This window comes from Pseudomonas azerbaijanorientalis (genome assembly GCF_019139795.1).
In the GTDB taxonomy this organism is placed as follows: Bacteria; Pseudomonadota; Gammaproteobacteria; order Pseudomonadales; family Pseudomonadaceae; genus Aquipseudomonas; species Aquipseudomonas laurylsulfatiphila.
On sequence record NZ_CP077078.1, the window covers coordinates 2,571,908 to 2,596,057 of the forward strand.

General features: G+C 56.7%; 20 protein-coding genes and 1 pseudogene. 7 read left to right on the forward strand and 14 right to left on the reverse strand.

Translation table 11 applies throughout. The features are described from left to right. Positions 1–31 precede the first annotated feature (31 nt). Positions 32–985: a diiron oxygenase gene (locus tag KSS91_RS11390; RefSeq protein WP_217837979.1), complete on the reverse strand. Its 954-nt coding sequence runs from the start codon at positions 983–985 to the stop codon at positions 32–34. Positions 986–1,184: 199 nt separating this feature from the next. Between KSS91_RS11390 and KSS91_RS11395 the strand changes: the two genes are divergently transcribed. Together KSS91_RS11395 and KSS91_RS11400 are read left to right on the forward strand one after the other, a co-directional pair. After that, the gene (locus KSS91_RS11395) at positions 1,185–2,141 is read left to right on the forward strand and encodes an AraC family transcriptional regulator (RefSeq protein ID WP_217837980.1); all 957 of its coding nucleotides are present in this window, start codon (positions 1,185–1,187) and stop codon (positions 2,139–2,141) included. A gap of 124 nt (positions 2,142–2,265) precedes the next feature. After that, positions 2,266–3,111, forward strand: a complete 846-nt coding sequence (locus KSS91_RS11400) for a helix-turn-helix transcriptional regulator (protein ID WP_217837981.1) — start codon at positions 2,266–2,268, stop codon at positions 3,109–3,111. A gap of 45 nt (positions 3,112–3,156) precedes the next feature. Here the strand turns inward: KSS91_RS11400 and KSS91_RS11405 are convergent, their stop codons facing one another. Together KSS91_RS11405 and KSS91_RS11410 are read right to left on the reverse strand one after the other, a co-directional pair. After that, complete coding sequence (locus KSS91_RS11405; RefSeq protein ID WP_217837982.1) at positions 3,157–3,666, reverse strand: YkgB family protein; 510 nt, start codon at positions 3,664–3,666, stop codon at positions 3,157–3,159. Positions 3,667–3,805: 139 nt separating this feature from the next. Next, positions 3,806–4,684 carry a LysR family transcriptional regulator gene (locus tag KSS91_RS11410; protein ID WP_217837983.1) on the reverse strand — a complete coding sequence of 293 codons (879 nt, stop codon included), beginning with the start codon at positions 4,682–4,684 and terminating at the stop codon, positions 3,806–3,808. 184 nt (positions 4,685–4,868) lie between these two features. On the opposite strand from KSS91_RS11410, the gene KSS91_RS11415 reads away from it, so the two are divergent. Both KSS91_RS11415 and KSS91_RS11420 read left to right on the forward strand, forming a co-directional pair. Continuing rightward, positions 4,869–5,828 carry a DMT family transporter gene (locus KSS91_RS11415; RefSeq protein ID WP_126045387.1) on the forward strand — a complete coding sequence of 320 codons (960 nt, stop codon included), beginning with the start codon at positions 4,869–4,871 and terminating at the stop codon, positions 5,826–5,828. 859 nt (positions 5,829–6,687) lie between these two features. Continuing rightward, on the forward strand, positions 6,688–7,452 hold the full coding sequence (locus tag KSS91_RS11420; RefSeq protein ID WP_217837984.1) for a tetratricopeptide repeat protein: 765 nt from the start codon (positions 6,688–6,690) through the stop codon (positions 7,450–7,452). Positions 7,453–7,641: 189 nt separating this feature from the next. On the opposite strand, the gene KSS91_RS11425 is transcribed toward KSS91_RS11420, so the two are convergent. The 3 genes and pseudogenes from KSS91_RS11425 to KSS91_RS11440 form a co-directional block, all read right to left on the reverse strand. Then, positions 7,642–8,211, reverse strand: a complete 570-nt coding sequence (locus tag KSS91_RS11425) for a hypothetical protein (RefSeq protein WP_015094646.1) — start codon at positions 8,209–8,211, stop codon at positions 7,642–7,644. Between the two features lie 258 nt (positions 8,212–8,469). Then, positions 8,470–9,054, reverse strand: a pseudogene (locus KSS91_RS11430) (3-keto-5-aminohexanoate cleavage protein); the annotation flags it as partial. A 797-nt stretch (positions 9,055–9,851) separates the two neighbouring features. Next, positions 9,852–11,360, reverse strand: coding sequence for a sensor domain-containing diguanylate cyclase (locus KSS91_RS11440; RefSeq protein WP_217837985.1), 1,509 nt, complete (start codon positions 11,358–11,360; stop codon positions 9,852–9,854). Positions 11,361–11,643: 283 nt separating this feature from the next. Here KSS91_RS11440 and KSS91_RS11445 point away from each other — a divergent pair, with 283 nt between their 5' ends. Further along, positions 11,644–11,997 (forward strand): BON domain-containing protein, encoded by a 354-nt coding sequence (locus KSS91_RS11445; protein WP_217837986.1) that lies wholly within the window; start codon positions 11,644–11,646, stop codon positions 11,995–11,997. A gap of 270 nt (positions 11,998–12,267) precedes the next feature. Here the strand turns inward: KSS91_RS11445 and KSS91_RS11450 are convergent, their stop codons facing one another. Genes KSS91_RS11450 through KSS91_RS11460 form a run of 3 tightly spaced genes read right to left on the reverse strand, consistent with a single transcriptional unit; the run spans position 12,268 to position 14,339 of the window. Continuing rightward, on the reverse strand, positions 12,268–12,810 hold the full coding sequence (locus KSS91_RS11450; protein WP_126045393.1) for a histidine phosphatase family protein: 543 nt from the start codon (positions 12,808–12,810) through the stop codon (positions 12,268–12,270). Positions 12,811–12,827: 17 nt separating this feature from the next. Beyond that, entirely contained in the window at positions 12,828–13,916 is a 1,089-nt protein-coding gene (locus KSS91_RS11455) for an SDR family oxidoreductase (protein ID WP_217837987.1), read from the reverse strand. 3 nt (positions 13,917–13,919) lie between these two features. Further along, entirely contained in the window at positions 13,920–14,339 is a 420-nt protein-coding gene (locus KSS91_RS11460; protein ID WP_217837988.1) for an ester cyclase, read from the reverse strand. 116 nt (positions 14,340–14,455) lie between these two features. Here KSS91_RS11460 and KSS91_RS11465 point away from each other — a divergent pair, with 116 nt between their 5' ends. Next, positions 14,456–15,391, forward strand: a complete 936-nt coding sequence (locus tag KSS91_RS11465; protein WP_217837989.1) for a LysR family transcriptional regulator — start codon at positions 14,456–14,458, stop codon at positions 15,389–15,391. A gap of 239 nt (positions 15,392–15,630) precedes the next feature. On the opposite strand, the gene KSS91_RS11470 is transcribed toward KSS91_RS11465, so the two are convergent. The 5 genes from KSS91_RS11470 to KSS91_RS11490 all read right to left on the reverse strand — a co-directional run bounded on the left by KSS91_RS11470 (position 15,631) and on the right by KSS91_RS11490 (position 22,580). After that, positions 15,631–17,085 carry a TrkH family potassium uptake protein gene (locus KSS91_RS11470; protein ID WP_217837990.1) on the reverse strand — a complete coding sequence of 485 codons (1,455 nt, stop codon included), beginning with the start codon at positions 17,083–17,085 and terminating at the stop codon, positions 15,631–15,633. 278 nt (positions 17,086–17,363) lie between these two features. Then, entirely contained in the window at positions 17,364–18,227 is an 864-nt protein-coding gene (locus KSS91_RS11475) for an OST-HTH/LOTUS domain-containing protein (RefSeq protein ID WP_217837991.1), read from the reverse strand. 92 nt (positions 18,228–18,319) lie between these two features. Next, a complete protein-coding gene (gbdR, locus tag KSS91_RS11480; protein WP_437179741.1) occupies positions 18,320–19,432 on the reverse strand; it encodes a choline metabolism transcriptional regulator GbdR in 1,113 nt (370 codons plus the stop codon). A gap of 109 nt (positions 19,433–19,541) precedes the next feature. Further along, the gene (gene gabP / locus KSS91_RS11485; RefSeq protein ID WP_217837993.1) at positions 19,542–20,942 is read right to left on the reverse strand and encodes a GABA permease; all 1,401 of its coding nucleotides are present in this window, start codon (positions 20,940–20,942) and stop codon (positions 19,542–19,544) included. Between the two features lie 468 nt (positions 20,943–21,410). Next, positions 21,411–22,580, reverse strand: a complete 1,170-nt coding sequence (locus KSS91_RS11490; RefSeq protein ID WP_217837994.1) for a PAS domain-containing sensor histidine kinase — start codon at positions 22,578–22,580, stop codon at positions 21,411–21,413. A 539-nt stretch (positions 22,581–23,119) separates the two neighbouring features. Between KSS91_RS11490 and KSS91_RS11495 the strand changes: the two genes are divergently transcribed. Further along, positions 23,120–23,494, forward strand: a complete 375-nt coding sequence (locus KSS91_RS11495; protein WP_217837995.1) for a hypothetical protein — start codon at positions 23,120–23,122, stop codon at positions 23,492–23,494. The last annotated feature ends 656 nt before the right edge of the window (positions 23,495–24,150 follow it).

A 24,150-nucleotide genomic window follows, 5' to 3' on the forward strand; every position in this document is an offset into this window, starting at 1 on the left:
GACCGACACGCGGTCGGTCGCCCCCTGTCGATCACTGGCCCATGATCGGTGCCAGTGCGGTCTGGACCCTGGACATCTGTGACGGGGTTGTCATGCGCGCAAGCAGCCGGCCAAAGTGTGGATGCTGCACGCCCGAGACAATGTATTGCCAGCGGTAGGCGCTCAGCACGCAGGCCTTGATTTGCAAGGTCTCATCGGCACGGAACGATCGTGAAGCATTTCCCATGAAGTAGTCGGCATCGGCTGCCGATTGTGCCTGCAGGATGGCGTCGACGGCCGCCACCAGCGCAATCAGATCGTTCACGGCCTGGTCACGCTCGCCTGGCGTGAGTTTCGCGTGCTCCGCCTCCCACTCCAGTTCATCGAGGACGACGTGCCGGCTTTCATCCTTCCAGTGAAACTTGAAGACGTCCTTGAACAGTGGGCACAACTCCTCGCGCGGGGCGATGCTCTGCACGTAGTGCGTCTGAACGAACAGCTCGATATGACAGGTCAGCGCCAGTACTGCCCAGGTGCTGGCCGCCAGAACCGCGCGGGCCACATCGTTCGGATCGGCAACCTGACGGTATCCCGCCGGCAATCGAGTGCCCATCATCGTCTCGATGCGCCGGAACAGTTCCTGATGCTTGATCTCGTCGTTGGAAAAACGCACCAGCGCTTCGAGTGCGAGTTGATCGTCAAATACATGGGCCCGACCCTGGTCGAGCATCTTGGCACTGATAAAGCGCTCGACCAGGCCAAAAATGTACGCATAGGTTCGACCCTGAATCTGGCTGAGCAGGCGTGCCTCGTCTGCGCCGAGGAAGGTCAGGCGGTCGATATGCGATAGGCCGTCGGGCAAGAATTTGCGCGAGAAGTCGAAGCTGCGCTCCTGCAGCAAGTCGCGATCGATCTGCCATTCCGCTTTCTTCGAGGATCTGACAAGTTGCGCATAACGGGCGGCGTTGCGCGAGTCCGGGCGGGGCAGGGTAGCGGCGATGTTCATACTGATCTCCGGCTTGCGTGGTCGAGTTAGAATGGGCCAATTACGGTTAGCGCGGGAGTCAATGACAGTCGGTGAAGCGTCTGGGGATCGTCTCGATCACTGAGTCCGCGTTGGTGCTAATCTAGGCCTCGCCGTTCAGGCGGCGAATGACCAGTGCGCCTGATTACATGCTCGGGACTCCGGAAAGGAGGGCTGGCAATTGCTGGATGCGCTATCTGATGTATTGCGGGTGATCCGGCTGTCTGGAGGGGTCTTCCTCGAGGCGGAGTTCACTGCGCCCTGGTGTCTGAGCGGAAGAATCTCGGCCGACGATTGCAAACCGTTCCTGGCCGCCCCTCGACATGTCATCGCCTCGCATTTTGTCGCGGCGGGGCACATGCAATTGCGTGTCGACGATGGTGCCACCCTCGACGTGCGGGCAGGCGAACTCATTCTGCTTCCTCGCAACGACGTTCATACCTTTGGCAGTGATCTGGGCGTTGCGCCCATGTCGGCACGCGAAGTCATTCAGCCGCCGGAAGTCGGCGGCATATCACGAATCAAGTGCGGTGGGGGCGGCGAGGCTACACAGCTGCTGTGCGGGTTCCTCGGTTCTGAAACACCGTTCAGCCCGTTGCTTTCGTCGCTGCCATCCTTGTTGAAGCTGGATGTGCGCGCGACGGCTTCGGGCGCCTGGATTGAAAGCTCTTTCCGTTTCGCCGTCAGTGAGATCGCGGCGGGGCGCGTCGGCTCGGCAACGGTCATCGCCAAGCTCTCCGAACTGCTGTTCGTCGAAGCCGTCAGCCAGTATGTCGCGAACCTCCCCCCTGAACGGCGCGGGTGGCTGGCGGGGCTGCGCGATCCGCATATCGGGCGCGCACTGGCGCTGCTCCATGCCCGTCCAACCGAAGGCTGGACGGCAGAAGCCCTGGCGCTTGAAGTGGGCATGTCGCGCTCGGTATTCGCGGAGCGATTCACGGCATTGGTCGGGCAGCCACCGATGCAATACCTGACGCTGTGGCGTATGCACGTGGCGGCTCAACACCTGCGCGAAGGTCGCGGTAATGTGGCGCAAATCGGCTTTGCAGTGGGCTACGAATCCGAAGCTGCGTTCAGTCGCGCATTCAAACGCCAGTTCGGCACATCACCCGGCACCTGGCGCAGACAATCGGCATGAGAAGGGCCGGTGCCTGAGGACGGACCGATCATGGCCAATCAATTGGTACAGCATTTGAGCCCCGTCGAAGCGCAAACCGGCGGTGTTATGATCTGAGCGTCTATATCTCGCCAAGAGATTGCCCATGGATCGCTTGTCTACCTTGTTGTCGCAGTTCGGCGTGCGCGCAAACCTGTTTTACAACGGCAGACTTTGCGGGCTGGCGTCCTACAACGGCGCTGAGGGACGTGGTTATATCCATCTGCTGCAGGCTGGTAGCGTCAACTTGCTGGGACCCGATCGCAAGGACTTGCTGCTGACCCGGCCCAGCCTGATTTTTATGCCACGCCCCAGCCGGCATCAACTGTTTGCCGGTGAGTCCGAGGGCGCTCAACTGTTGTGTGCGTCAATGGAGTTTGAGGGAGGGGTCGATAACCCGTTGTCGGCTTCGTTACCCGATTGTCTGGTGTTGTCCCTGGATGAGCTGCCAATGCTGGCCGAAACGCTGAAATGGATGTTCGCCGAGGCGGCAGGTGGACATTGTGGCAGGGAGGCCGCGCTGGATCGGTTGTTCGAATTGTTGATCATTTTGTTGTTCCGGCACCTGCTGGACCATCACCAGTTGCGTACGGGGATTATGGCTGGGCTGGCCGATCCGCGGCTGGCGCGCTCTCTGGTGCAGATCCACAACGCGCCTCATCGAGCCTGGTCGATTGCGGAACTGGCGAGCGAGTCGAACATGTCTCGCGCTGCCTACGCCGTGCATTTTCGCGCCGTTATCGGGCAGACGCCGGCGGATTATCTGTTGAGTTGGCGCATCAGCCTGGCGCAGAAGCGTCTGCGTGAAGGGCGGTCGATAACGCTGATCGCCGCCGAGGTCGGCTATGAGAGCCCTTCGGCACTGGCACGCGCGTTTCGACGCAAGACGGGCTACAGCCCTCGGGACTGGATGAAAGTTCTGGCAGGAGAAGATGACGGGGCAATGGCCTGAAAGCATCGAACTGCTTCAGGCCATCGCGAGAGGTCGATCATCGGTTTAACGGCTTTGCAGCTCAGTCAGGGAATGGCCGGCGACAAATATCGAAGCAGCGAGCAATCCGATGTCCTTGAGCAGAAACTGGCCCGGCGCAACCGTGATGGCTGGAAAACCGAGGCCGGGTTCAATCACGCCGGGGGTCGAGATCATGAAGCTCAAGGTCGTGAAGAACAGTCCGGCAGACAGCACACCGCCGATCAATGAAAGCTTGGGTGACAGCAAGCGACCTGCAATCAGGATACCGATCGACACCTCCAGAACCCCGAGCAAACTGGAGAAGGTATCGACACTGAAAATGTCATAAACCCAACCCAGGAAAGGGCTGTTGCTCACCAGCGGCACCAGCCCGGCAGCTTCGTAGTGCGTGAACTTCATCCCGCCGAACCAGAAGTAAATGACGGCCAGTGCAAAGTAGGCACCGTAAGTGCCGAGCGCCATGGTTTTGATACCCAGCGTGGAAGGGTGTTGTGCGTTGTTGGTCTTGTAGTTCTCGATGCTTAAGGTTTTCATGATCAAGGCTTCCAGGAGTAGGGTGAGGAACGCTAATCAGCAACCCGGCGCGGTGTGCGTTGGGAGTGGAGACAGTGTTGCCTTTGATTCCACGCTCGTGGCGTCTGAACGTATTGCGTTCAGTGCAGATCGTCTTGACTCATGGCAGGTCTTGAAAGAGCAGGCGTTCGCAAAGAAAGTCGATGAACATCTGCGTTCGGGCCGGAACATAATCGCCAGCCACCCTGAGCGCATAAATGCCAGAGGTGCTCGGACCTGAAAACGCCTGCAGCAGCGGTATCAGCCGCCCGGCTTGCACATCCTCGTTCACCATGTACCTGGGCAGTCGAGCAATGCCCGTACCGGCCAGGCATAACGTGCGAATAGCGTCGAGGCTATTGCAGGTAAAAGCACCTTCGATGGGAATCGCCTTACTGGTGGACGAACGAAACTCCCAGTCGTTGAACCGGCTTTCAAAATTGAGTTTCAGGCAGGAATGGTCAGCGAGTTCGCCAGGTTCGGCAGGAACACCGTGTGCTTGAAGATATGCCGGGGAGGCGCACACAAGGCGCTCGTTGGCACTTAGTTTATGAGCAACCAGGCTCGGGTCGGCTAACGTCCCGCTTCTGATCGCCACATCAATGCGCTCGTGCCTGATATCGATAATGGCGTCGCTCAGCGTCAAATCGATTTTTATCGCCGGATAGAGCCGCATGAAGTCGATCAGCGCCGGAACCACATGGTACTGGCCGAGCGCATTGGGCGCCGACACTTTCAAGGTCCCTCGCGGCGCCTCGGACTCATGGACGACTGCAGCTTCCAGCGCCTGAATATCCTCCAGGATCGGTCGAGCCAATTGCACATACCGTTCGCCGGTTTGCGTCAGCGACAGGGTTCGCGTCGTGCGCAACAGCAACTGTGTGCCAAGCCGATCCTCCAGGCGCTGAACCCGTTTACTGATGGCCGAGTGGGTCATCCTCAGCTTGCGCGCAGCAGGCGAAAAGCCGCGCGCATCCACCACGGCGAGCAGGATCGCCATATCGCTGTACCTGTCCATATATGCCTCTTTTTTGTTCCGTTATGGAACAGATACTGGTCAAAAGCAATGAATTCCCTTTTGCTTTTCCATCCTTGAGAATCCTTGCGAAGGCATAGCCCGCGTCTTGTTCCTTTCTGTTCTAGCGGAGTGCCAACCCGGTGACTCATTCCTCTGGAGGTCGGCGATGAAAGACTCAACCTTATCCATTACAGGTATCAGTGCCGCGGTAGCGGCCTCCCTGACATGGTCGATGAATTTTGTTGCCCCTCTGGTCATTGGCAAGTATTCGATTTATGACTTGGCCGCCTGCCGATTCATCATCGCCGGGCTGATCGGGGCCCTGATCCTGATTGCCAATATCAAAGCCTGGCGACACCTGACCCTCAATGATTGGCTGGTTGCCGCCGGGCTTGGCTTTATCGGCTACGTGGGTTACTTCATCGCCGTCATCATTGCGTCCACCTACGCCGGCCCCGTCATCGCGCCTGCCTTTCTAGGCCTTGTGCCTGTCGTGCTGGCCATCAGCGCAAATGTTCACGGCGGGATGTCCTGGCGCTTGCTTCAAGTGCCCTTTGCACTGGCCGCGCTCGGTTTGCTCCTGGTCAACGGCCAGAGCATCGCCCGGTTCGAGGGCCAGTCATTCACCACCCTGGCCATCGGAATCGGCGCATCCATCGCGGCGGTCGCCCTGTGGGCCTGGTTCGGGTTGGCCAATCAAAAGGCACTGATGAAAAGGCCCGGCATGAATGCCTGGGTCTGGACCGCCATGATGATGATTGGCGGCAGCGTGCAAACGCTCATGTTCCTCCCGGCGGGGGATGCCCTGGATTTATTCCAGGCCCCCACGCTCGGTTTCGGGCAAGGCGCTATCAGCCACCTTTACGTGCCGGCATTTGTCCTGGCGGCCGTTGCGTCGATTGGCGGCGCGTGGGCCTGGACCATCGCATCCCAACGTCTACCCATGACACTTGCCAGCCAGTTGCTGTCACTGGAAATGGTCTTCGCTACTTGCCTTGGGCTGCTGTTTTGCTACCGGTGGCCTACGGCGTTTGAAACGATGGGCATCGCGTTGATTGTCGTGGGCGTTGTTAAAGCGATCGGCGTGTTCCATGGCAGCACCGTTAAAACCGCCGTCGCTCTTTGAGAGCTTGTCGGTGAGGATCTGCCTGATCTCTACACCGGGTGGGCGAACGCGGCTATTGCGGACCGGTTTGAATCCTGGAGGTTGGCGCAGAATCGCCCGTGTTGCAGGCAGCTGTTCCGGAGCTTCGCACTAGCGACGATAGTAACGGCGATCGTCCTCGTAACGGTGCCGCATGGCCCGATCCTGGTGGCGCTCCCAATCACGACGGCGCTCGGCTTCCCGGCGGGCTTGCTCTCTACGCCATTGATCTCTACGCCATTGATCCCTGCGCCAGTCGTCTCGGCGCCAATCGTCTCTATGATCGTGCCAACGGCCGTCATGCCAGTATCGGTCGTCATGGGCAAGCAACGGCCCTGGCTGCTTGCCGGCCACACTGGCCAAGTTCGGCCAAGGGTTGCCGGCGGCCTGGACGGGCGTCTGGATGGCTGGGGCTTGAGTTGCAGAAACAGGGGTTGAATCCTTCATCTGTGTGGCTGATGCCGAGCCCACTGCCGCGAACGCGAACAGGCCGAAGAGCACCATCCGTGGGACATGGAATTTCATGAGCGAAGACAACCTCTGATGGACAATTGGACGTGTGGCTATATGGCGGCGGGAAGCTTGCAGGGGGCGTGCTTACCGAGCGCATGTGCCTATCCACATAGACCGGTAAATAGGAAAAAGTTCTAGGGGGCCGTTGCTTAAATAGCCAACGATTTCAGTCGTGGGCTGATAACAAACAGAAGCGGTGGCAACGGCCGTTGCAGTAGGAACTTCAGGGTGTTGGCCAGGTCTATAGCGGCCCTGTATCGGAAGTGCCGAGCAGCGCTGTGGTCTGTTTTACGGCAGTGCCGTCCGAGTTCAGTCGAGTCCGCCCCCGATGCCAAACAAGAGTTTTCCGCCGGTCCTCATCCTGGTGTTCTGCGCTGTCGCCTCGTTTAGTGCTGTCGCTGCCGAGCGAAGAGCGCCCGCGCAAAGCAACAACGCATCAACCACCCTGATCGAAGCAGCCTCGCGGCAGTATGAAAACGGCCAACTGGACCAGGCCGCCGCCACGCTTGAGCGTGCCCTGCATATCCAGCCGAACAATCCCGCGACGCTGCATTACCTCGGTGTGTTGCGTCTTCAGCAGGGGCAGTACCAGCAGGCTGAAACCTTGGCGGCGCGCTCGAACATGCGGGTTGGTAACAATGTCCAGTTGCGCAACCGCAACTTCCAATTGATCCAGGCGGCGCAGCAGGCCCAATCTTCGGGAACCCCACCCAATGCCAAGGAGGACGTGGTCGCCGTACAGAAGGGGCTGGAAGAGGAGACCCAAAGGCGCCGCGAAGCGGAAGTGGCGGTTGTCGGGCAATCCACTGCGGACACCGGGCGTGAGGCTGGCAACTTCATTACTGCAGAGGCAAATCGGGTTTCGGATGTACCGACGGCGGGCAGAGTAGGGGCCGAAGGTCAATTGCAAATGGCTAATGTCGGGTCAGAGCAGGCGTACGCCGAGGTCGAGATTCCCCGCGGCCATATGCCGCCTCCGGGCAAATGCCGAATCTGGTTTCCTGATCGTCCGCCGGGGCATCAGCCTAAACCCGGTAAATGCAAGAAGCTGCGATATCGGGTTCCCGCAGGGGCCTATCTGGTGCGCGGGTGAGTTTCCGGGTGTCCTCTTTTTTGGCCGACTGCTGCCTGTCACGAAGGGCTTCTTTCGACCCATTGTGTCTGCCAGTGATTCCAGTGGCCTGGCACGGACGAAACCACCACCTCAAGCGTGGATGCCTGAGTGGACTCCTGTGCCGAGGGAGGTCTCATGCTATCCACGCTTGAGTTTGTGCTACACCCACTATGAAACCGTAGGCTCCTCACCACGTATCGTGCCCGCCGTGCTGGCGACCACAAGCGCCACGGCACAAGCCAGCAATGCGAATGCCGTGAAAACCCCCATCACATGCAAGCATGGCATGACATGATTCCAGGCTCGAGCCACCCCCAGGAAAGCGGCGAACAGCCAGCCACTCATGGAGAACGCCCCCAAGAGTGCAAGGCGACCGCGGTCGGAACCCGGTAACAAGACGAAGGGGGCTTTTTGCAACAACGGGAAGCCGACGCGATGCAACAGACCTCCGTTCAGAGTCAGCAGCGCGACAACCGCCACCTTGGCCCAGAGCTTCTGGTTGAGCAAGTACGCAGTGCCCTCGAGGAGATACCCCTGAAGGACCAACAGCAGACCACTGCCCCAAAGGGCCAGTAACGCGAGAGTGGCGATTTTCCTGGTTTCTTCCAGATACTCAAGCTTCGCCTGATCCAGCGCTTCCTTGCGCCAACTCCAAAGCTTGTGATCGGCAAGCAATACCCTGCCGAGGGCAATACAACTGGCGAGCAGATGAACGTACACGAGGAGCATTTTAAGCATTATTTTTATTGACCTTATTGTATGGACAATGCACTCCCTGCGTCCTGAGCTTGAATATTAATGATACGTATTCCTGCTTGTAACAACAAGTTTCAGAGTAATCGAATCAGCATTTTTGGCGATTATCTGTACATGTCGGTTGGATCCATTCGGGTATCTGCAAGTTTAGGGGTTCGATTCAGTATCTGAACGACTGCATCGCCTGGTTACAAGCATTTCGATTGCCCCTACTCAATGGCGACCAGACGATCGACAAGTTCATTGACGGGTTACGAGGCTGCTACAGGATGCTGGTGGGGTTTGACGATACTTGCGCCGCCTTCGCCGGCGCCCGCCGGTGTCGTAGGTCATGAAGCCGTTGTAGCCTTGGGGCCGGTTCGGTGGCAGGCCGAGGTGGAAAAGCGTTTCTTCCACTGTCTCGTACCAAACGCCAATCTTCATGATCTTGCGCGCTTCGTCGGCATTGGCCACTTTGCGCCCGAACTGCTCGCTCTGCCTGACCGCCCATTCGACTTGCTTGACCGACGGCCAGCGCTGCTTGTGCATGTCCCAGATGTTGTCTTCGTTGCCAACGCGTACGTGGACACCCAGGATGGTCGCCATCTGCTGAATCGCGATGTTGCCGCGCATGCTGCTCCAGAACGTCACACTGGAGGCGCCGTGCGACGTGCGACGCAGCATCTCCATCCAGTCGAATGGATTGCGCCCCATTGTGCCGCCGCCATAGCCGCACAACGCGACATTCATCGGGCCCTTGTACACCCCGGCGCGCAGCAGCCGCTCGATGATTTCAAGCTGGTGAACCGTAGCGGGTACGAAGTAAGGCTGGATCTTGTTCGCGGAGAGTCGTTTGAGATGTCAAGGTAAAACGCGGGAGTCGAATCGACGACCATGCCGCTCCAGGCGGCTGCCACTGTAGGATCGGCCAAGTGAGTCCCTTGCGCGTCACCCGGTTGAAAGGCCTGGGTAATGTTCCACAAGGTTGTGCCAGTGGTCACCGTCACGCAATCGAGTCGTCACGCGCGGTGGCATCCGGGAGAAAGCGAAGCCAGGAACACTATTTTCGTAAGTTGTACTCATCCTTCTTCTGTCCGGGAACTGTTGGCTGATACTTTAAGTGAAGCCTCTATTTTCCACCGGATCTAAAACCGACAAAGCAAGCATAGGAACTATCAGTGTTGTGTCAACTGAAGTAATTCAGGGGGTTTTTAATACAATGCCAAGGTGTTTCATATCTGAGTCAAATAGGGTGCGCCGAGTTAAACGCAGCTTGAAACCTGTGCTGATAAAACATTCTTGATCTGTCTTTCCAAGATGCTGATGGGCTATGAACAGCATTTCTCTGGTCGTCTACTTCAGGCCGGATAGCGACGGTCAATCACCGACCTCGATTCCCAGGTATCTGACGGTGTTTTCAAGCTTCGTATGACCAGGCAGGAACTGGACAGCTCTCAGGTTCTTCGTCCTGCGACCCATTGACGGTGGAGGCAGCCTGAATTCGGCCAGAAGCGGAAACTCAAGGCTTCCCTAAACGTCGATAATCCAGGTTGATATGATGAATGCACCGAACAGAACCGAAAACTTGCGGAACAAATAATCCGCGATGATTCAATTTGGTAGGCGATTCCAGTTGCGAACCCTCATCCTTTACAGTGCGTCGCAAACTGGTTTCGTCCAAGTGTCTTGGCGCTATACAGCGCCTGATCTGCGGCTTCGATTAAACTTTGCAATTGGTCCAATCGGGAACCCGCGGCAGTGGCAATCCCTATACTTACACTCACTCGACCCAATGGGCTGGCTTCGTGGGAAATACTCTCTTCTTTCAACCGGCGCAGGATTAGTTGCGCCACAACCTGCGCACCATCAATGTCCGTATTAGGCATGATTACGCCCATCTCTTCACCACCATACCGCGCCACTAGATCCGATGGTCGGCGTACGCATTCCTCCACGACCTTACCAATGCTCTGCAGACAGAAGTCGCCGGCAACATGTCCTTTGGAATCGTTGAACAGCTTGAAATAGTCGATGTCAATCATCAGAAGTGCCAAAGACGTCCCCTCGCGCTGTGCTCGTCGCGCCTCCATGGCCAATGTCACATCAAAATAGCGCCGATTCGCCAAACCGGTTAGGGCATCCTTCATCGCCAGTAGCTCCAGTTGCCGATTCGATGAGAGCAATTGCTCCTGAGTGCCCCTCAACTGACCTTCTACCTTGGTACGCCGACGGATATCCAGGATCAAAAGCCAACCGATGAGGCCGGTGAGCCCTAGCAGCCCCGTCACCACTACCGCCGACAGCAGTGCCTCCATTCGCCACGCAGTGAGCGCTTCTCGCTTCCCGAGAGCGACGGTGGTTATCAGCGGCAGCTTGTCACTCTTTTGGAATGCATAGAGCCTTTCCACGCCGTCCAGGCTGGAGGTGAACGACGCGGTGCCGACGGATCGGTCCACAAGATACTTCGCATAGATCGGCGACTTCGAAAAGTTGCGCCCCATGTCCTGCTCGCGGAAGGGATAGCGAGCTAACAACGTACCATCGGTATAGGACAACCCGATGGCACCCTCTTGCCCTACGTCGATCTTTCCAAACAGCCGCAGGAAGTTTTCTATCCCCAACGTTACCGCCACCACCCCGGCAAATTCTCCGCGAGCATCATTGAAGCGCCGGCTGACGGTGATCACCCACTCCTGATTGGAACGGCTTTGGATTGGCGGACCGATAAGGATCTCACGGGATGGATCGTCGCGATGATGAATGAAATAGGCACGATCACTGCTGTTCGCCCCGGCCGGAATCGGCCGATTGGAAGACATCAACCAGCGTCCCTGATTGTCGTAGATGGTAATACCACTGAGCTGTGGCATCAGGGGTTGCTGTCGATTGACCAGCGCACTTAACCGCCGGATCTGTATGGGGCCACTACCTTCAGTTTCCAGGCGTTCGACAAGCCCGAGCAAGAGCAAGGAGCTTTGGCGGACAATGCCTTCGGAGTAGGTAGCGAGCGCCTGAGTGAGATTCAATCCGTGGACATTCACATCCTCCAGCGCTCGATCTCGGGAGGCCAGCACCTTCCAGACAGTCAGTGATGCCAGGGAACAGCCGATAAACAACAGCAAAAGTACAACCAGGTGGGTATCACGCTTCACGTCACTACCTTATGGAAAGTCCAGTTTTCCGTTCCAGCTACTGTTGGGCCAAGGCCATAACGGCAGCTGTTTTTCCTTGTCTTGAATAAGGATACAAGTCGTTACGCATAGTTGCAGCGCTCTGACCGCAGGCAACGGCCGTACTATAATTAATTTCTGTCAATGTTTGTGTGGCGAGCGCTCCAAAACGAATCAGGTATCCATAGCGTTCACCTCACAGGCAGAGGGCAGCACAGCAGAAGGGATGGGCAATACGTCTGAGTACGCGAGAGAGGGTTCAGCCATGAAAATTCACTCCTTCCAGCATTACTCTCATGGTCTGGAAATGGCCGTTCACGATGCATGGATTACCGCCAAGGTGAAGTCGGCCCTGGCATTTTCCGATCCGACCCTTAGTCTGCATATCAATGTCAAAACCCATGCGGGCATAGTGGGGTTAAGCGGCCGCGTCAACACTCATAGACAGTGTGAACAGGCCATTGATCTGGCCCGTTCGGTTCATGGTGTCGCCGAAGTCGATGCCAGCGACCTGCAGACCCATGTGTTCACGCCAGGGAGTTTTCCAGAAGCGCCCAACGCCGAAGAGAGCACTGAACGCCGGCCACAATCGTCAAAAAAGATGGACGACAAATCATAATGGCAACTTTATAGGCGCCGCGCTCCCAGTCGGGAACCGAGAGCGGAGGGAAGCTCAATGCCTATGTGTCCCAGAGTGAAGCGCCCATGGTTTCGTGGATATTTCCGACTGGCTGCTCATGGTCGGTTTCTGCCCCTCACGGAGGGCCGCTTCACGCCCTGAGGAAGTCAGTCAACCAAAAACGTGGTTTTCGCGTCCCAAAGAAGTCTCTACAAATGAACGACCAACCTGAACTTCCCCTTCGTTTAATCTCCGCGCCAGATGGCACTTTTAAACACCGCTATATTGATACACCGTCGCACTCCAATACTGGCTGCCGTTACGTTTTTGGCGAACCCATCCATCGGCCACCAGTTGTTTGGCGATCATTCGATTCATAAAGCCATGACCGAGCAGCAGAACCGGTCCTTCGTTGGCAAGGGACTGAAGTCGTCGAGCTGCCGTGCTGGCGCGTATCCTCGCAGTTGCGGCGGATTCGACGCTGCGTGAGTAACCGCACAACCATAAGACTCGAAGGATAAATGCCCAGGTAAACGACGATAGCCGTGGCAGTTTCCAGTGACCATAAGGCAGTTGCGCTTCACAGAAAAGCGCGTCGACAAGGGCGGGCTTCAGGCCAAGAGCCTGGACGGAGGTCAGCGCACGAGGCGCGCTGCTTGAGACAATCACCTTGGCGGTTGCAGCGAGCTGCATGCTGGCATCCGGGACGGGTTGGTTGGTAATTTCGGACCGGTTGTATTGCTCGATCCAGTCTTTCATATCGAGCGCTGACATTTTGTCGGTTGCGACCAGTTTTGGCTGGCCGTGACGCATCAGGATTATTTCCCTACTCACTGTATGTTTACGTCCTTGTTCAGGTGTGCGGTCAATGTGGAAGGAGTGCGGTTCCGGGAACTTAAGGTTTGACTCTCAAACCAATCGTGATCGCGGTACCACGCCACCGTGTCGGTGATTGTCAGCTCTAGTGGCCGGAAACTCAGGCCAAGCTCTTGTTCACTCTTGCTGTGGTTGAAACAGGTGCGGTCCTTCTCTCGTACCAACAGGCGCAACGTGGCCATGCTCAGCAGAATGGGCTTGCTGGTAATACGCGCATACATCTCCTGCACAGCCGCCAATGTATATAGAAAGGTGAGCGGTAGTTGTCGAACGGGTGTCTTGACGCCCGCTATACGTCCAAGCATAGGCACCAGCTCACGCATTGTCATATGCCGGCCCGCCGCGAGATAGCGCTCACCTCGCCGGCCCTGTTTGGCGGCAGCAATCAGCGCCCCTGCCACATCACGGGCATCGACAACGGAGAAGGTGCCAGGGATCAGCCCGGGCAACTTGCCGTTCACGACATCGTTGACCAATTGTCCGGAGGAGGTTGGGCCAATGTCGGCAGGACCCCACATCCAACCGGGCAGGACCATGCAGGCATGCATCTCGGGATGTGCTTCCAGGAACGACAAGATGACACGGTCGGCGAGGATCTTGCTGCGGTAATAGTCATCCGCGTCGGCGTCGGCCCGCAGACATGTCTCATCGATGGACATGCCAGGTGCGCCGTCGAGCACAGCAATGGAAGACGTATGGACGAACCGTCGTATACCGACGCGGTAGGCCTGGTTAAGCAGGCGCCGCGTACCAGACACATTGATCTTTTCGAGTTCTTTCCAGTGGCTGCCGCCCTTGTAGTTATCGCGAAAGAACGCCGCGGTGTGAAACACCGTATCGCAACCTTGCAGCGATGCTGCGAATGCGTCGACATCGGCCATGTCACCCACGACCAACTCCACACCTGGCAGATTGTTGAACTGCTGTTCACCTTTGGCTCTTGAGCGGACCAGGCCTTTGACCGTGTAGCCACGAGCGACCAATTCACGCACCAGGTTGTTGCCCAGCAAGCCGGTTGCTCCAGTAACAAATGCACTGCGCATGGCTTAACCCTCACCCTGTTCGGCTAACGGCATCAACACCGCACTGTCGAAGAAGGCCTCTTCACGGATGGCCAGCCCGTTTCTGAAGGTGAAGTGTGCGGCGTAGTGCACGGTAATGTGGCGTCCATGAGGTGCAATCACCCGGCCTGGCAGCACCAAGGGTGCGGCGAAGGTGCCGGTCAGTAAGGCAGTCAGCGCCAAACGATCGTCAGCGACCATGAATGGGGTGAAGGTCACTTGGGCATCAGGGAACGCTTCGAACAGCGCAGTCTCTCGTTTGCGCATGTATTCGCGACCGGTTTGAATCCCCATACCATCGAGGTAGATGAAGTCTTCGCAAACCAGCGTAAGCATCGCCTCCACATCACGGCGATTGAAGGCTCTTGAGGCGCGCTCCGCATAGTCGTTGGGGCCAGTAGTCATATAATCCATTCCATTCGTTTCGAGGGCCTGTAGATATACCTTTGAGGCCTCTGCCGAAAAACAGCGACTACTGCATAATGGATTTGCACATATGCAGACCAGGGAGGACAGGACGCATGGCGTTGCAAGCAAATTGGGACGATCTTCGTCTGCTGTTGGCAGTCTCGCGGCGTGGCAGCTTCCTTCAAGCTGGCCAGTTGCTGGGTATCGCGGCGTCTACCGTGTCCCGCCGCCTGACCCAACTTGAGGTCGCACTGGGCGAGCCACTCGTCGAGCGGGGCGTTGAAGGATGCTGGTTGACCTCGCGGGGCCAGTCCCTCGTGGAAGTTGCCCTGGCTGCGGAAGCGGGCTTGAGGCGTCAAACCGCTGTTGGCAAATCCGAGCTGCACACAGAGCTATCTGGCAGTGTCATGGTCAGTGCAGGAGAGGGTTTCTCGTCTTGTGTGCTGGAGGCCGCGAGTCGCTTCACTTCTCTGCACCCGCGTTGCTCGGTGGAGCTGATGGTCACAGCCGACTTTCACAAGATCGTCCGCGGCGTGGCAGACATTGCGGTACGTACAGCTCATCTAGGCGAACCGTCGCTGATTTATCGACCAATAGGCAGGCTCGCTTACGGTGTATTCGCCGATGCAGGTTATCTGAAACGGTGTCCAGGGGTGACTCCGGCCACTGCGGTTAATATTGCCTTGCTTCCTCCGCTGGACATGTTGCCGCAAATGCGTGCGGCAAAGGCCGCGGGTCTGGAACGCGCGCAGATCAGCGTGAACTCGTTCGCGGTTCAGCTCGAATCGGTGAGGCGAGGAATGGGTGTGGCAGTACTGCCCCGTATTCTGGCGAAGGACCTGATCAAGGTGTTCCCGGATCTCCAACTTTCAGATATGGAAGTCTATCTGGTGACCCGGCCTCAGGCATTGAAACAGGCTCACATTAAATGTTTTTTTGCAATCCTGGAGCAGGTGCTGCTTGAAGCCCTTTCCATAGAAAATGTGGAAGGTTACCTCTTGGGGGGCGACCTGAAATGGGTGCATGGGGGCGCTAGCCAAAATAATTGAGATTGGTTCAGTCATGACATCAGCTAACGAAGTTACCAATGAAACCATGACCGGCAGAGATCGACCCATAGCTGCCGGTGAACAACGGCAGCGTTCGGCCAATAGCGGTCAGTCGTGACTATGTCTTCACCGCGTTTCTAAAACTCAACATTGTCGCTGGCGAGATTACGTAAACCAGCGGCAAGCCATTCGCCTGCCACCCATGCACTCCTCTTAGACTCAGAGCCCTGCAAAGTGGGTCAATATCTCCAGAAAACGGGAGTTACGAGTACCAACACCGTCAGGATTTCCAGTCTCCCCAGAAGCATTCCAACGGTCAGTAGCCATTTGGCGGCATCAGGTAATGATGAGAAATTACCGGCCGGCCCAATGATCGTGCCAAGCCCCGGCCCGACGTTACACACCGCAGTAGCGGCACCGCTCAATGCGGTTGTCCAATCAAGGCCAATGAGAGCCAGGCCCAAGGCGATGGCCGCAATGGTGATGGTGAAGAAAAACGAGAAGGTTAAAAGCGAGCGCAAGATCTCCTCATCAATGGGATGACCGTTGTATTTCTTCTGAATCACGGCTCGAGGATGGATCAACTGCTTCAAACTACTGACCAGTAGAGCGGCAGCAACCTGAAAACGGAAGATTTTGAGACCGCCTGCAGTGGAGCCTGAACATCCACCCACGAAGGTCAAATAGAAAAACAGCAAGACAGCGAAGCTGCCCCACAAGGTGTAGTCGCCAACTGCAATTCCGGTGGTCGTGACGACCGAGGTCACATTGACTGCCACGATACGAAACGCATCCCACCATCCGTAATCGCTGTGAAAACACAGCCAGGTACCCACAGTCAGCGAAGTGACGATCAAGAATCCAATAAATCCGCGTACCTGGTGATCTTTGATCAGCGCACGCCGATTGCCCCGCAATGTCGCGACGTACAAGGTGAAAGGCAGGCTGCCCAGAATCATGATGGCCACTGCCACCCAGTGAATCGCGGGTTGCGTCCAATGCCCAAGTGAGGCGTCCGACGTTGAGAACCCCCCAGTAGAGATCAACGACATTGCGTGGTTGACCGCTTCAAATGGCGTCATTCCTGCGAGCCAGAGCGCCAGAGCTCCGATGCCAGTAAGCCCCAGATAGAGCAAAAGGATGTACTTGGCTGCAACATGGGAACGTGGCGTCACTTTCTCCGACCAGTCTGAGGACTCTGTCTGGAACAGACGCATGCCGCCTACTCGCAACAGTGGAAGGATCGCCACAGCCATGCCGATAAAACCGATACCTCCCAACCAATGCAGCATGGAGCGCCATATCAACAAGCCGGGAGATGAGGTATCCAAGCCGGTGAGTACAGTCGAGCCAGTGGTTGTGATACCAGACATCGTTTCAAAGAATGCGTCGGTGTAGCTGATATCGCTGATGAACACCATTGGCAACGCTGCGAAGGTACACACCACGACCCAACTGCCAGTAGTCAGCAGGTACATATCCCTCGGGCGAAGCTGGCCAGTATCCGGGCGCCCCCGCACAATCAACAGCAAGCCACAGATGAAGGTAATCAAACTCGACCAGAGAAAGGCCGACAGATCGTCGCTACGCTCATAGGCCACCAGTGTGATCATGGGAATAGCCATGCTTATGGCCAGCGTGATCAGAAAAATGCCTAAGATGAAGCCGATAAGCCGAATTGCTGCGAGGGACATAACAGAGCATTCCAAATTAGCACCGCGCAGTATTGGATACCCAACCTCAAGACTCCGTAAATTTTACGTAAAATTTCTACAGGCAATTCCTCAGGCTGCGTACGTCAGAGGGTTTTCAATGAGTCAATCGTGCTCACAGACGAGCAACGGTACTTCGTCAAGGCATGCAGAAACGAAGGGCAGCTTCGGGTCGGTTTCAGCCGGTCACCACAGGCAGAAATCGGCCAGGAGCAGTCAGTCAGCGCGCTTGCAAGAGGAGGGACGATTCAGTTTCCCATTCAACTTACCTTGCTGCGATACCAGGCGGCAGTAGGTTCATTCTCAGCCTGGAATTTTCGAATTTCGAATTGCCGTGATTCGCGCAGGGCCTGCCTCCAGCTACTGCAACCGTAGCGCTTGGGTGTCTGCTCTGGATAGGTATTGCCAATCCAGCGGACGGCTGCCTCCAGTCGCGTCCAGCCACCTTCGGCAAGCTTGGTTTCTGCTTCACGTAAACAGCTGCATATCCCACTGTCAGGCCAATCGATTGAGCCATCCGCCCGGATACCGTCGAACATATCTTCAAATGCTTGGCTCTGCACAAGCAAAGCCATTTTAGCTCGTGCCTCATCCATGGCTTTGGCCCAGGATTGCAGATTCAGACAATGCCGATTGATGGTTTCGTAGCTTTCCTCCAGAAAACCATCCGCCGCCTGGCAGCCTGATTCAGTCCAGAGATCGAAACGCTCAATGAAGTGGTGAACCAGTTTATTGCGCAGGTCAACCAGCTCCTTAAGGTCGGCCTTCAGTGCCTCATATTGCTCGGCAGTCATTTCCAAACGGTATCGATGCCTGAGCCCGATCTGGTCACCGATATCGGGTTCGGACTGTGACGCTTCTTCATTTGTGTGCGGCGGGGTCAGAAAGCTTTCGGTCAACATCCCTATCAAAGTGCCCATGGTCTTTTTCTGGGCACCTGCGATTTTCTGCTCACTGATGGTAGACAGCTGATCCGCAGGACCGCTCAGCTCGCCATGCGCGACAAGTGCTTTCAGCTGCCGTTCGTATTGTTGCAAGCGCAACAGGCAGCGCCCCAGTTTGCGCTGCACTATAGGTTGAAGGTCAGGTACATCATCCGAGGGCATGTTAGTGGCTTCATCCATGATTAACGACTCAGGCAGAAGTGGTAGGGCTGGAGCGATTCACTGCAATAAGCTTGCCCTGCCAGGAGGGCTTGCAGCGCGTAAATCGCCGATCACCTCGACTCCATCAAACCGGAACGATCCATCATGCGAACACTGGCAAACGTCGATTCGTTTCGCGCCTGGTCGAGCGCTGTAAGCGGTTTGGTCAATGACTGTTGCGTAGTCGCAAGCGTTGCCGATTTGCGATTCATTTCAGAGCCGGAACGCTCCTCACTGGGTGGAACACCAAAGTACTCGCGATAGCATTTGGAAAAATGCGGTGTGGACACGAAACCGCATACATACGCCAACTCAATGATCGACAATGATGTTTGCTTGAGCAGTTGTCGTGCTCGAACAAGACGTAACCTCATATAGTAGCGTGACGGCGTACAGTGAAGGTATTTCTGAAATAGCCGCTCCAGCTGTCGACGTGACAGGTCAACGTATTCTGCAAGGTTATCGAGGTCGATCGGTTCCTCGAGATTGGCCTCCATCAACGCGACGATCTCTTGCAGCTTGGGCTGATGAGTTCCGAGCATATGCCTGAGTGGAACGCGCTGATGATCCTGTTCGTTGCGTATGCGCTCGTAAACGAACATATCAGAAATGGCTGCCGATAATTCACGACCATGATCGCGACCGATCAGGTGCAGCATCATGTCCATGGGGGCCGTTCCGCCGGAGCTTGTAAAGCGGTTTTGGTCGAGGGTGAACAGGCTCGCGCTGATGCTGACTCGCGGGAAGGCTTCCTGCATGGCGGCCAGAAATTCCCAATGCACACTGCACTCGTAGCCGTCGAGCAGCCCGGCTTTTGCGAGCGCCCAGCTGCCGGTGCACACACCTCCCAAGCGTCTGGATTGACGCGCCAAGGCTTGCAGCCAGGTAATGTGCTCGCGGGTAATCACGCTCTGGATTCCAATGCCGCCGCACACGATTACAGTGTCCGCCACCAATGGGTTGTTCCACGAAGCATCCGGAGTGATCTGCACGCCGTCACTGGCCCAGACAGGCTCTCCACCGGGGCTGAACGTATGCCAGCGATATAGCTCTCGCCCCGACAACTGATTGGCCATGCGCAGTGGTTCTACTGCGGACGCCAGGGAAATAAGTGTGAATTTGTCCAGCAGCAGAAAACCGACGGATTGAGTCTTCCCGTCGGACACGGTGGAGTTCGATGACATCGTGGTCATGTCCTCACAAAAAGCGATGACGGCCTGTGACACAGGGGCGGGTAATACCCCCTGTCCTGGCGAAGGGGGTATCAGGTTCGGCGCAACTACCTCCCTGGTTTTATCCCGCCGATGTCACTCTCGCAGCCTGCGCAGTGTGACGCGATGTCACAAGGCCGATAAAGGAAATCGCCAGCGCCAGGCCAATGGTCGTGCTCACTTCGGTACGGTGTTCAGGGGAGGCCATCATCACCGCCAGCGCCGCGCAGATGAACACGATCACCAACCAGGTGAGCCATGGAAACAGCCACATGCGAAAGGTCAGCTCGACGTTCTGCCGACGCAACATCCGGCGCATGCGCAGCTGCGACACTGCAATGGCCAGGTACACCACCAGGGCAATCGCGCCGGAACTGGCCAGCAGGAACTCGAACAACCCGGCGGGCATGAAGTAGCTCCACACGGTGATCGCCGCGCCCAACACGGTGCTGGCGATGACTGCTGCCCGCGGCACGCCTTCGGAGGAGGTCGCCTTCAGCGCCTTCGGCGCGTCACCGCGACGGCCCAGCGAGTACAGCATGCGCGAGGCAATGTAGATCGAGGAGTTCATGCAACTGGCCACGGCGATCAGCACCACCACGTCCACCATGAACTTGGCGTGGGGAATGTTCATGATTTCCAGGGCCCGCTGGTAGGAGCCTACCGAAGCCAACAGCGGGTCATTCCAGGGCACCACGGAGATGACCACGAAAATCGACAGCAGGTAAAACACCCCGATGCGCCAGATCACCGAACGGGTGGCCTTGGCAATGTTCTGCGAGGGATTGTCGGATTCGGCGGCGGCGATGGTGACCGCTTCGGTACCGATGAAACTGAACATGATGGTGATGAAGGCGCCGACTACCGCCGACAGCCCGTTTGGAGCAAACCCGCCGTGCTCGGCCATCAGGCCGCTCAATCCGCTGACTTCCCGATCGGGAATCCAGCCCATCAACACGGCAAAGCCCACGCCGATGAAACCGATGATCGCCACGACCTTGGCCATGGCGAACCAGAACTCGAATTCGCCGTACTTGGACACGCTGAACAGGTTTGTCACCACCAGTGCAATGATCGACACCAGGGCGAACAGCCAGGCATCGATCTGCGGAAACCATTGGTTCAATACATGACCGGCGGCCAGCGCTTCGATAGGGATCACCAGCACCCAGAACCACCAGTAGAGCCAACCGACGGTGAAGCCGGCCCAACGGCCGATGGCCTGGTCGGCATAGGTGGAGAAAGAGCCGGTGTCCGGGTTGGCCACCGCCATTTCACCGAGCATGCGCATGACCAGGACGACGAGCAGGCCAGAGAATAGATAGGCCAGCAGGACCGCCGGGCCAGCCGCCGCAATGGCGTGTCCTGAGCCAACGAACAAACCGGCGCCGATAATACCGGCGATAGACAGCATTGTTACGTGACGAGGCTTGAAGCCCTGCGCCAATTGGCCACTCGAATCCTTGGAGCTCGGGCTAATCATTGGTTTTTTTTTCTCTGCCGATCGACATTTAAGCGGATGGATAGGGCAACAGATCATCATTGCTGCCTGCCGGGCTTCCTGAAAGAAGCACCCTTCAAACGCTGCAGTTCTTATCAAGCCCATCATCGTGACGTGGTTGTTTCGATGAAAAGGTGCGCCACCTTACCCGGCTTGTCCGATGATTCAGTTATCTGATCACGCCACATCCGTGTCTGATATCGACACAGGAAGTTATTGTGTTCGCGATGGAAACCAGCGAGTCACTACGTGGCCAAGGGTAATCATCCCGGTTCATTGAGAGTGCTTTTAATCAGGTAGCGAGACTCGTTGCCTATAAGGAATAAATTCACCGCTCCTCAAGAACCTCTATTTGGGTTGACTGACTTCCTCGGGGCGTGAAGCGGCCAGTCATGCCTGGCTATCGTCGGCTAGTAATGGAGGGGGAGTGAAGGGCAATCCAGGTAAATATCAGGTGCGAGGAAAGGTTACAGTGAATGTTGTACCGGTGGTGAGAGTAGAAGTTACAGCCACTTCGCCGCAGTGCGCCTTAACGATCTCCCGAACGATGAACAGACCCAACCCGACACTTCTGAGTTCGGCATTGTCATGACTGCCTCGGATCATCGGCTCGAACAAATCCCCAAGCAACGCCTCAGGTATAGGGGTGCCGAAGTTGTGCACGGTTATAACGAGAACTTGATCTTCAAAGCGTGTGGAAACGGTGACTTCGCTATCGTTGGCACCGTAGGCGACTGCATTGGCGACCAGATTGCCGATGAGCTGATAAAGCCGATCGCTGTCTGCAGAGAAAGCACCTTGCCCATACCGCAGATGGGTCAACGTATGCCCGGGAAAAGCCAGGCTCAACTCGTCCAGGCAATCGGCTATCAGTTCGTGTAAATCGACGGGTTTGGGCAGGACCGAGATACCTCGCCCGACCTGAGTCAGGGTGAAATCCAGTAGATCGGCCACCAAGCGCTGCGCACGCTCGGCCGAATGGGTGATGTGGCCAAGTATCTGGACCTGTTTGGCATCCATCTCTTTGCGGCCCAGCAGTTCCGTGGCCATTTTTATGGCTGACAACGGGTTGCGCAGGTCATGACTGACAATCCCGATCAGTTGCTCGGCGAACAGGGCCCTGTCCTCCGCCGCAGCGTACGTGATACGCAACTTGTCCTGGGTCATGTCCTGTACGCGTTGGTCCTTGAGGTGTTTCGCCAAATGCCTTTCGGCAAGCATTCGGGCATTGAGCAGTTCGCGCTCGTACCTTTGGCTATCCGCGGCCTTGAATAGCGTCATTTCATGAAATATGCCAGCAGAATGCTCACAGCTGATGGCGCTGAGCATCATTGGAATGAAATCTCCGTTGTGGTGAACGAGATCGAACTTCACGTCAGCAACGACGCCCTGAATCTGCATGAGGGGCGCCCAGTACATCTTGTGGAACGTCCTTCCCTCGAGGCTCATCAAGTCCTGGATGTGACGCCCGAGCAGCTCTTTTCGCCGCAAGCCTAACCAGCGGCAGAACGTGAGGTTGACCCGTGCGATCTCGCCATTTTCTGCGGTCAGCAGCAATCCACAGTCAGCTTCGTCGAAGAGAACGTCAGAACCGGGCTGCGAATTTTCATCTTCGGACATTTGTATTCACTGACCAAAGGGGCCGATATCTGGAAAATTATAGACACGGCTTGCGCAAGGGCACTCAGAACTTGCCCTTTTCAGACCTCGATGTTTTTTTTGGGGCGTTCACTGGTTTGGAGGTCACCGCCCCTTGTGGGAGCTGGCTTGCCAGCGATGGTCGTTAACGATAACGCGTACCGCTCAACGCATGTCCTGGTCCTGAGATTGATTTGTTGAACTCGGGCTGAAAGCACTCATCTAACCTATACGTGGGAATATTTCCCGCGAAGCGATACTGACTGGTGTTGAAGGATCATGCGCAAGCCGCAGTTGCTCGTTAAAGCTGCAGATTGATGACCGTGTCGGTTGGCTGGCCGCCCAAATGGGCGGCCGGGAACTTACTGGATATTGCGTTCGATACGGACATGACTACGCAACTCCAACCGGAGGTTGGAACATGCAGCTCAATAAATGTTTATTGGCTCTGGCAATTGGCGCAGTCCTGTCGGCATCGACTGTACTGGTGCCCGATTACATCGGCAGTTTCTCCAGCGTGTATGCCAAAGAAGGTGGCAGCGACGGTGGTCAGGGTGGCAGCGGCCAAGGAAAGGGTGGTGATCATGGAGCAGGAGGCGATGGAAAGGGTGGCGATCATGGAGCAGGAGGCGATGGAAAGGGTGGAGATCATGGAGCAGGAGGCGATGGAAAGGGTGGTGATCATGGAGCAGGAGGCGATGGAAAGGGTGGTGATCATGGAGCAGGAGGCGATGGAAAGGGTGGCGATCATGGAGCAGGGGGCGATGGAAAGGGTGGCGATCATGGAGCAGGAGGCGATGGAAAGGGTGGTGATCATGGTGCGGCAGGCGATCATGATGCGGCAGGCGATGATGGTGCAGCAGGCGATCATGATGCGGCAGGTGATGATGGTGTAGCAGGCAATGGCAATGCGCATGACAACGACGCAGACAACAATGGCGCAGACGCTGCCGTGAACGACGCAGATGCAGCCCGGGACGCTGCCAATGCTGAAGCGGATGCAACCCGGGATTCGGCAATAGCTACTGCAAATGCTACCAGGGACGCCGCCAGAACTCAGGCGGATGCAGCCAGGGACGTAGCAAGAGCTGCTGGCGTAGCGGGCGCGGATGCCACAAGGGATGCTGCCAGGGCCGCTGCGGATGCAGCCAGGGACGCCGGCAAGGCAGGCGCAGATGCAGCCAGAGATGCTGCCAAAGCTGCTGCAGATGCAGCCCGGGACGCCAAAGTTCAGGCAATTTGCCAGAGAGTCGAGCAAAGTCCGGCCGAAAGATGCCAGAGAGGCTGGCAAAGTTGAGGCGAAAGATGCCCGAGAGGATCTGGCAGACGCCCGAGACGCCCCGGATATGCGCCTGAGGTAAGCAAATAGGCTTGCGTGTTCCGTAATGAACACGGCAGGCCTTCCGGTAGAAACCGGCTCGCATGAGAGGCGTATCGGCAATGAGTCGCAAGCCCTTAAGCGTCGCGGGGTTTGCAGCTTTCCTTCTGCTTACACAGAATTTAGTTGTGTTGCGTCGAGCGGTTGAACCCACAACCGCGAGAAGACATTCGG

Coding starts and splice junctions, on each gene's coding strand:
- KSS91_RS11475 (WP_217837991.1), bottom strand. CDS start 18,227: ATGGATGAAGCCACTAACATGCCCTCGGATGATGTACCTGACCTTCAA.
- gbdR (WP_437179741.1), bottom strand. CDS start 19,432: ATGTCATCGAACTCCACCGTGTCCGACGGGAAGACTCAATCCGTCGGT.
- KSS91_RS11445 (WP_217837986.1), top strand. CDS start 11,644: ATGAAAATTCACTCCTTCCAGCATTACTCTCATGGTCTGGAAATGGCC.
- KSS91_RS11405 (WP_217837982.1), bottom strand. CDS start 3,666: ATGAAAACCTTAAGCATCGAGAACTACAAGACCAACAACGCACAACAC.
- KSS91_RS11470 (WP_217837990.1), bottom strand. CDS start 17,085: ATGTCCCTCGCAGCAATTCGGCTTATCGGCTTCATCTTAGGCATTTTT.
- KSS91_RS11415 (WP_126045387.1), top strand. CDS start 4,869: ATGAAAGACTCAACCTTATCCATTACAGGTATCAGTGCCGCGGTAGCG.
- KSS91_RS11460 (WP_217837988.1), bottom strand. CDS start 14,339: ATGACTACTGGCCCCAACGACTATGCGGAGCGCGCCTCAAGAGCCTTC.
- KSS91_RS11390 (WP_217837979.1), bottom strand. CDS start 985: ATGAACATCGCCGCTACCCTGCCCCGCCCGGACTCGCGCAACGCCGCC.
- KSS91_RS11490 (WP_217837994.1), bottom strand. CDS start 22,580: ATGTCCGAAGATGAAAATTCGCAGCCCGGTTCTGACGTTCTCTTCGAC.
- KSS91_RS11450 (WP_126045393.1), bottom strand. CDS start 12,810: ATGCGTCACGGCCAGCCAAAACTGGTCGCAACCGACAAAATGTCAGCG.
- KSS91_RS11495 (WP_217837995.1), top strand. CDS start 23,120: ATGCCAAAGAAGGTGGCAGCGACGGTGGTCAGGGTGGCAGCGGCCAAG.
- KSS91_RS11425 (WP_015094646.1), bottom strand. CDS start 8,211: ATGCTTAAAATGCTCCTCGTGTACGTTCATCTGCTCGCCAGTTGTATT.
- gabP (WP_217837993.1), bottom strand. CDS start 20,942: ATGATTAGCCCGAGCTCCAAGGATTCGAGTGGCCAATTGGCGCAGGGC.
- KSS91_RS11410 (WP_217837983.1), bottom strand. CDS start 4,684: ATGGCGATCCTGCTCGCCGTGGTGGATGCGCGCGGCTTTTCGCCTGCT.
- KSS91_RS11465 (WP_217837989.1), top strand. CDS start 14,456: ATGGCGTTGCAAGCAAATTGGGACGATCTTCGTCTGCTGTTGGCAGTC.
- KSS91_RS11400 (WP_217837981.1), top strand. CDS start 2,266: ATGGATCGCTTGTCTACCTTGTTGTCGCAGTTCGGCGTGCGCGCAAAC.
- KSS91_RS11455 (WP_217837987.1), bottom strand. CDS start 13,916: ATGCGCAGTGCATTTGTTACTGGAGCAACCGGCTTGCTGGGCAACAAC.
- KSS91_RS11420 (WP_217837984.1), top strand. CDS start 6,688: ATGCCAAACAAGAGTTTTCCGCCGGTCCTCATCCTGGTGTTCTGCGCT.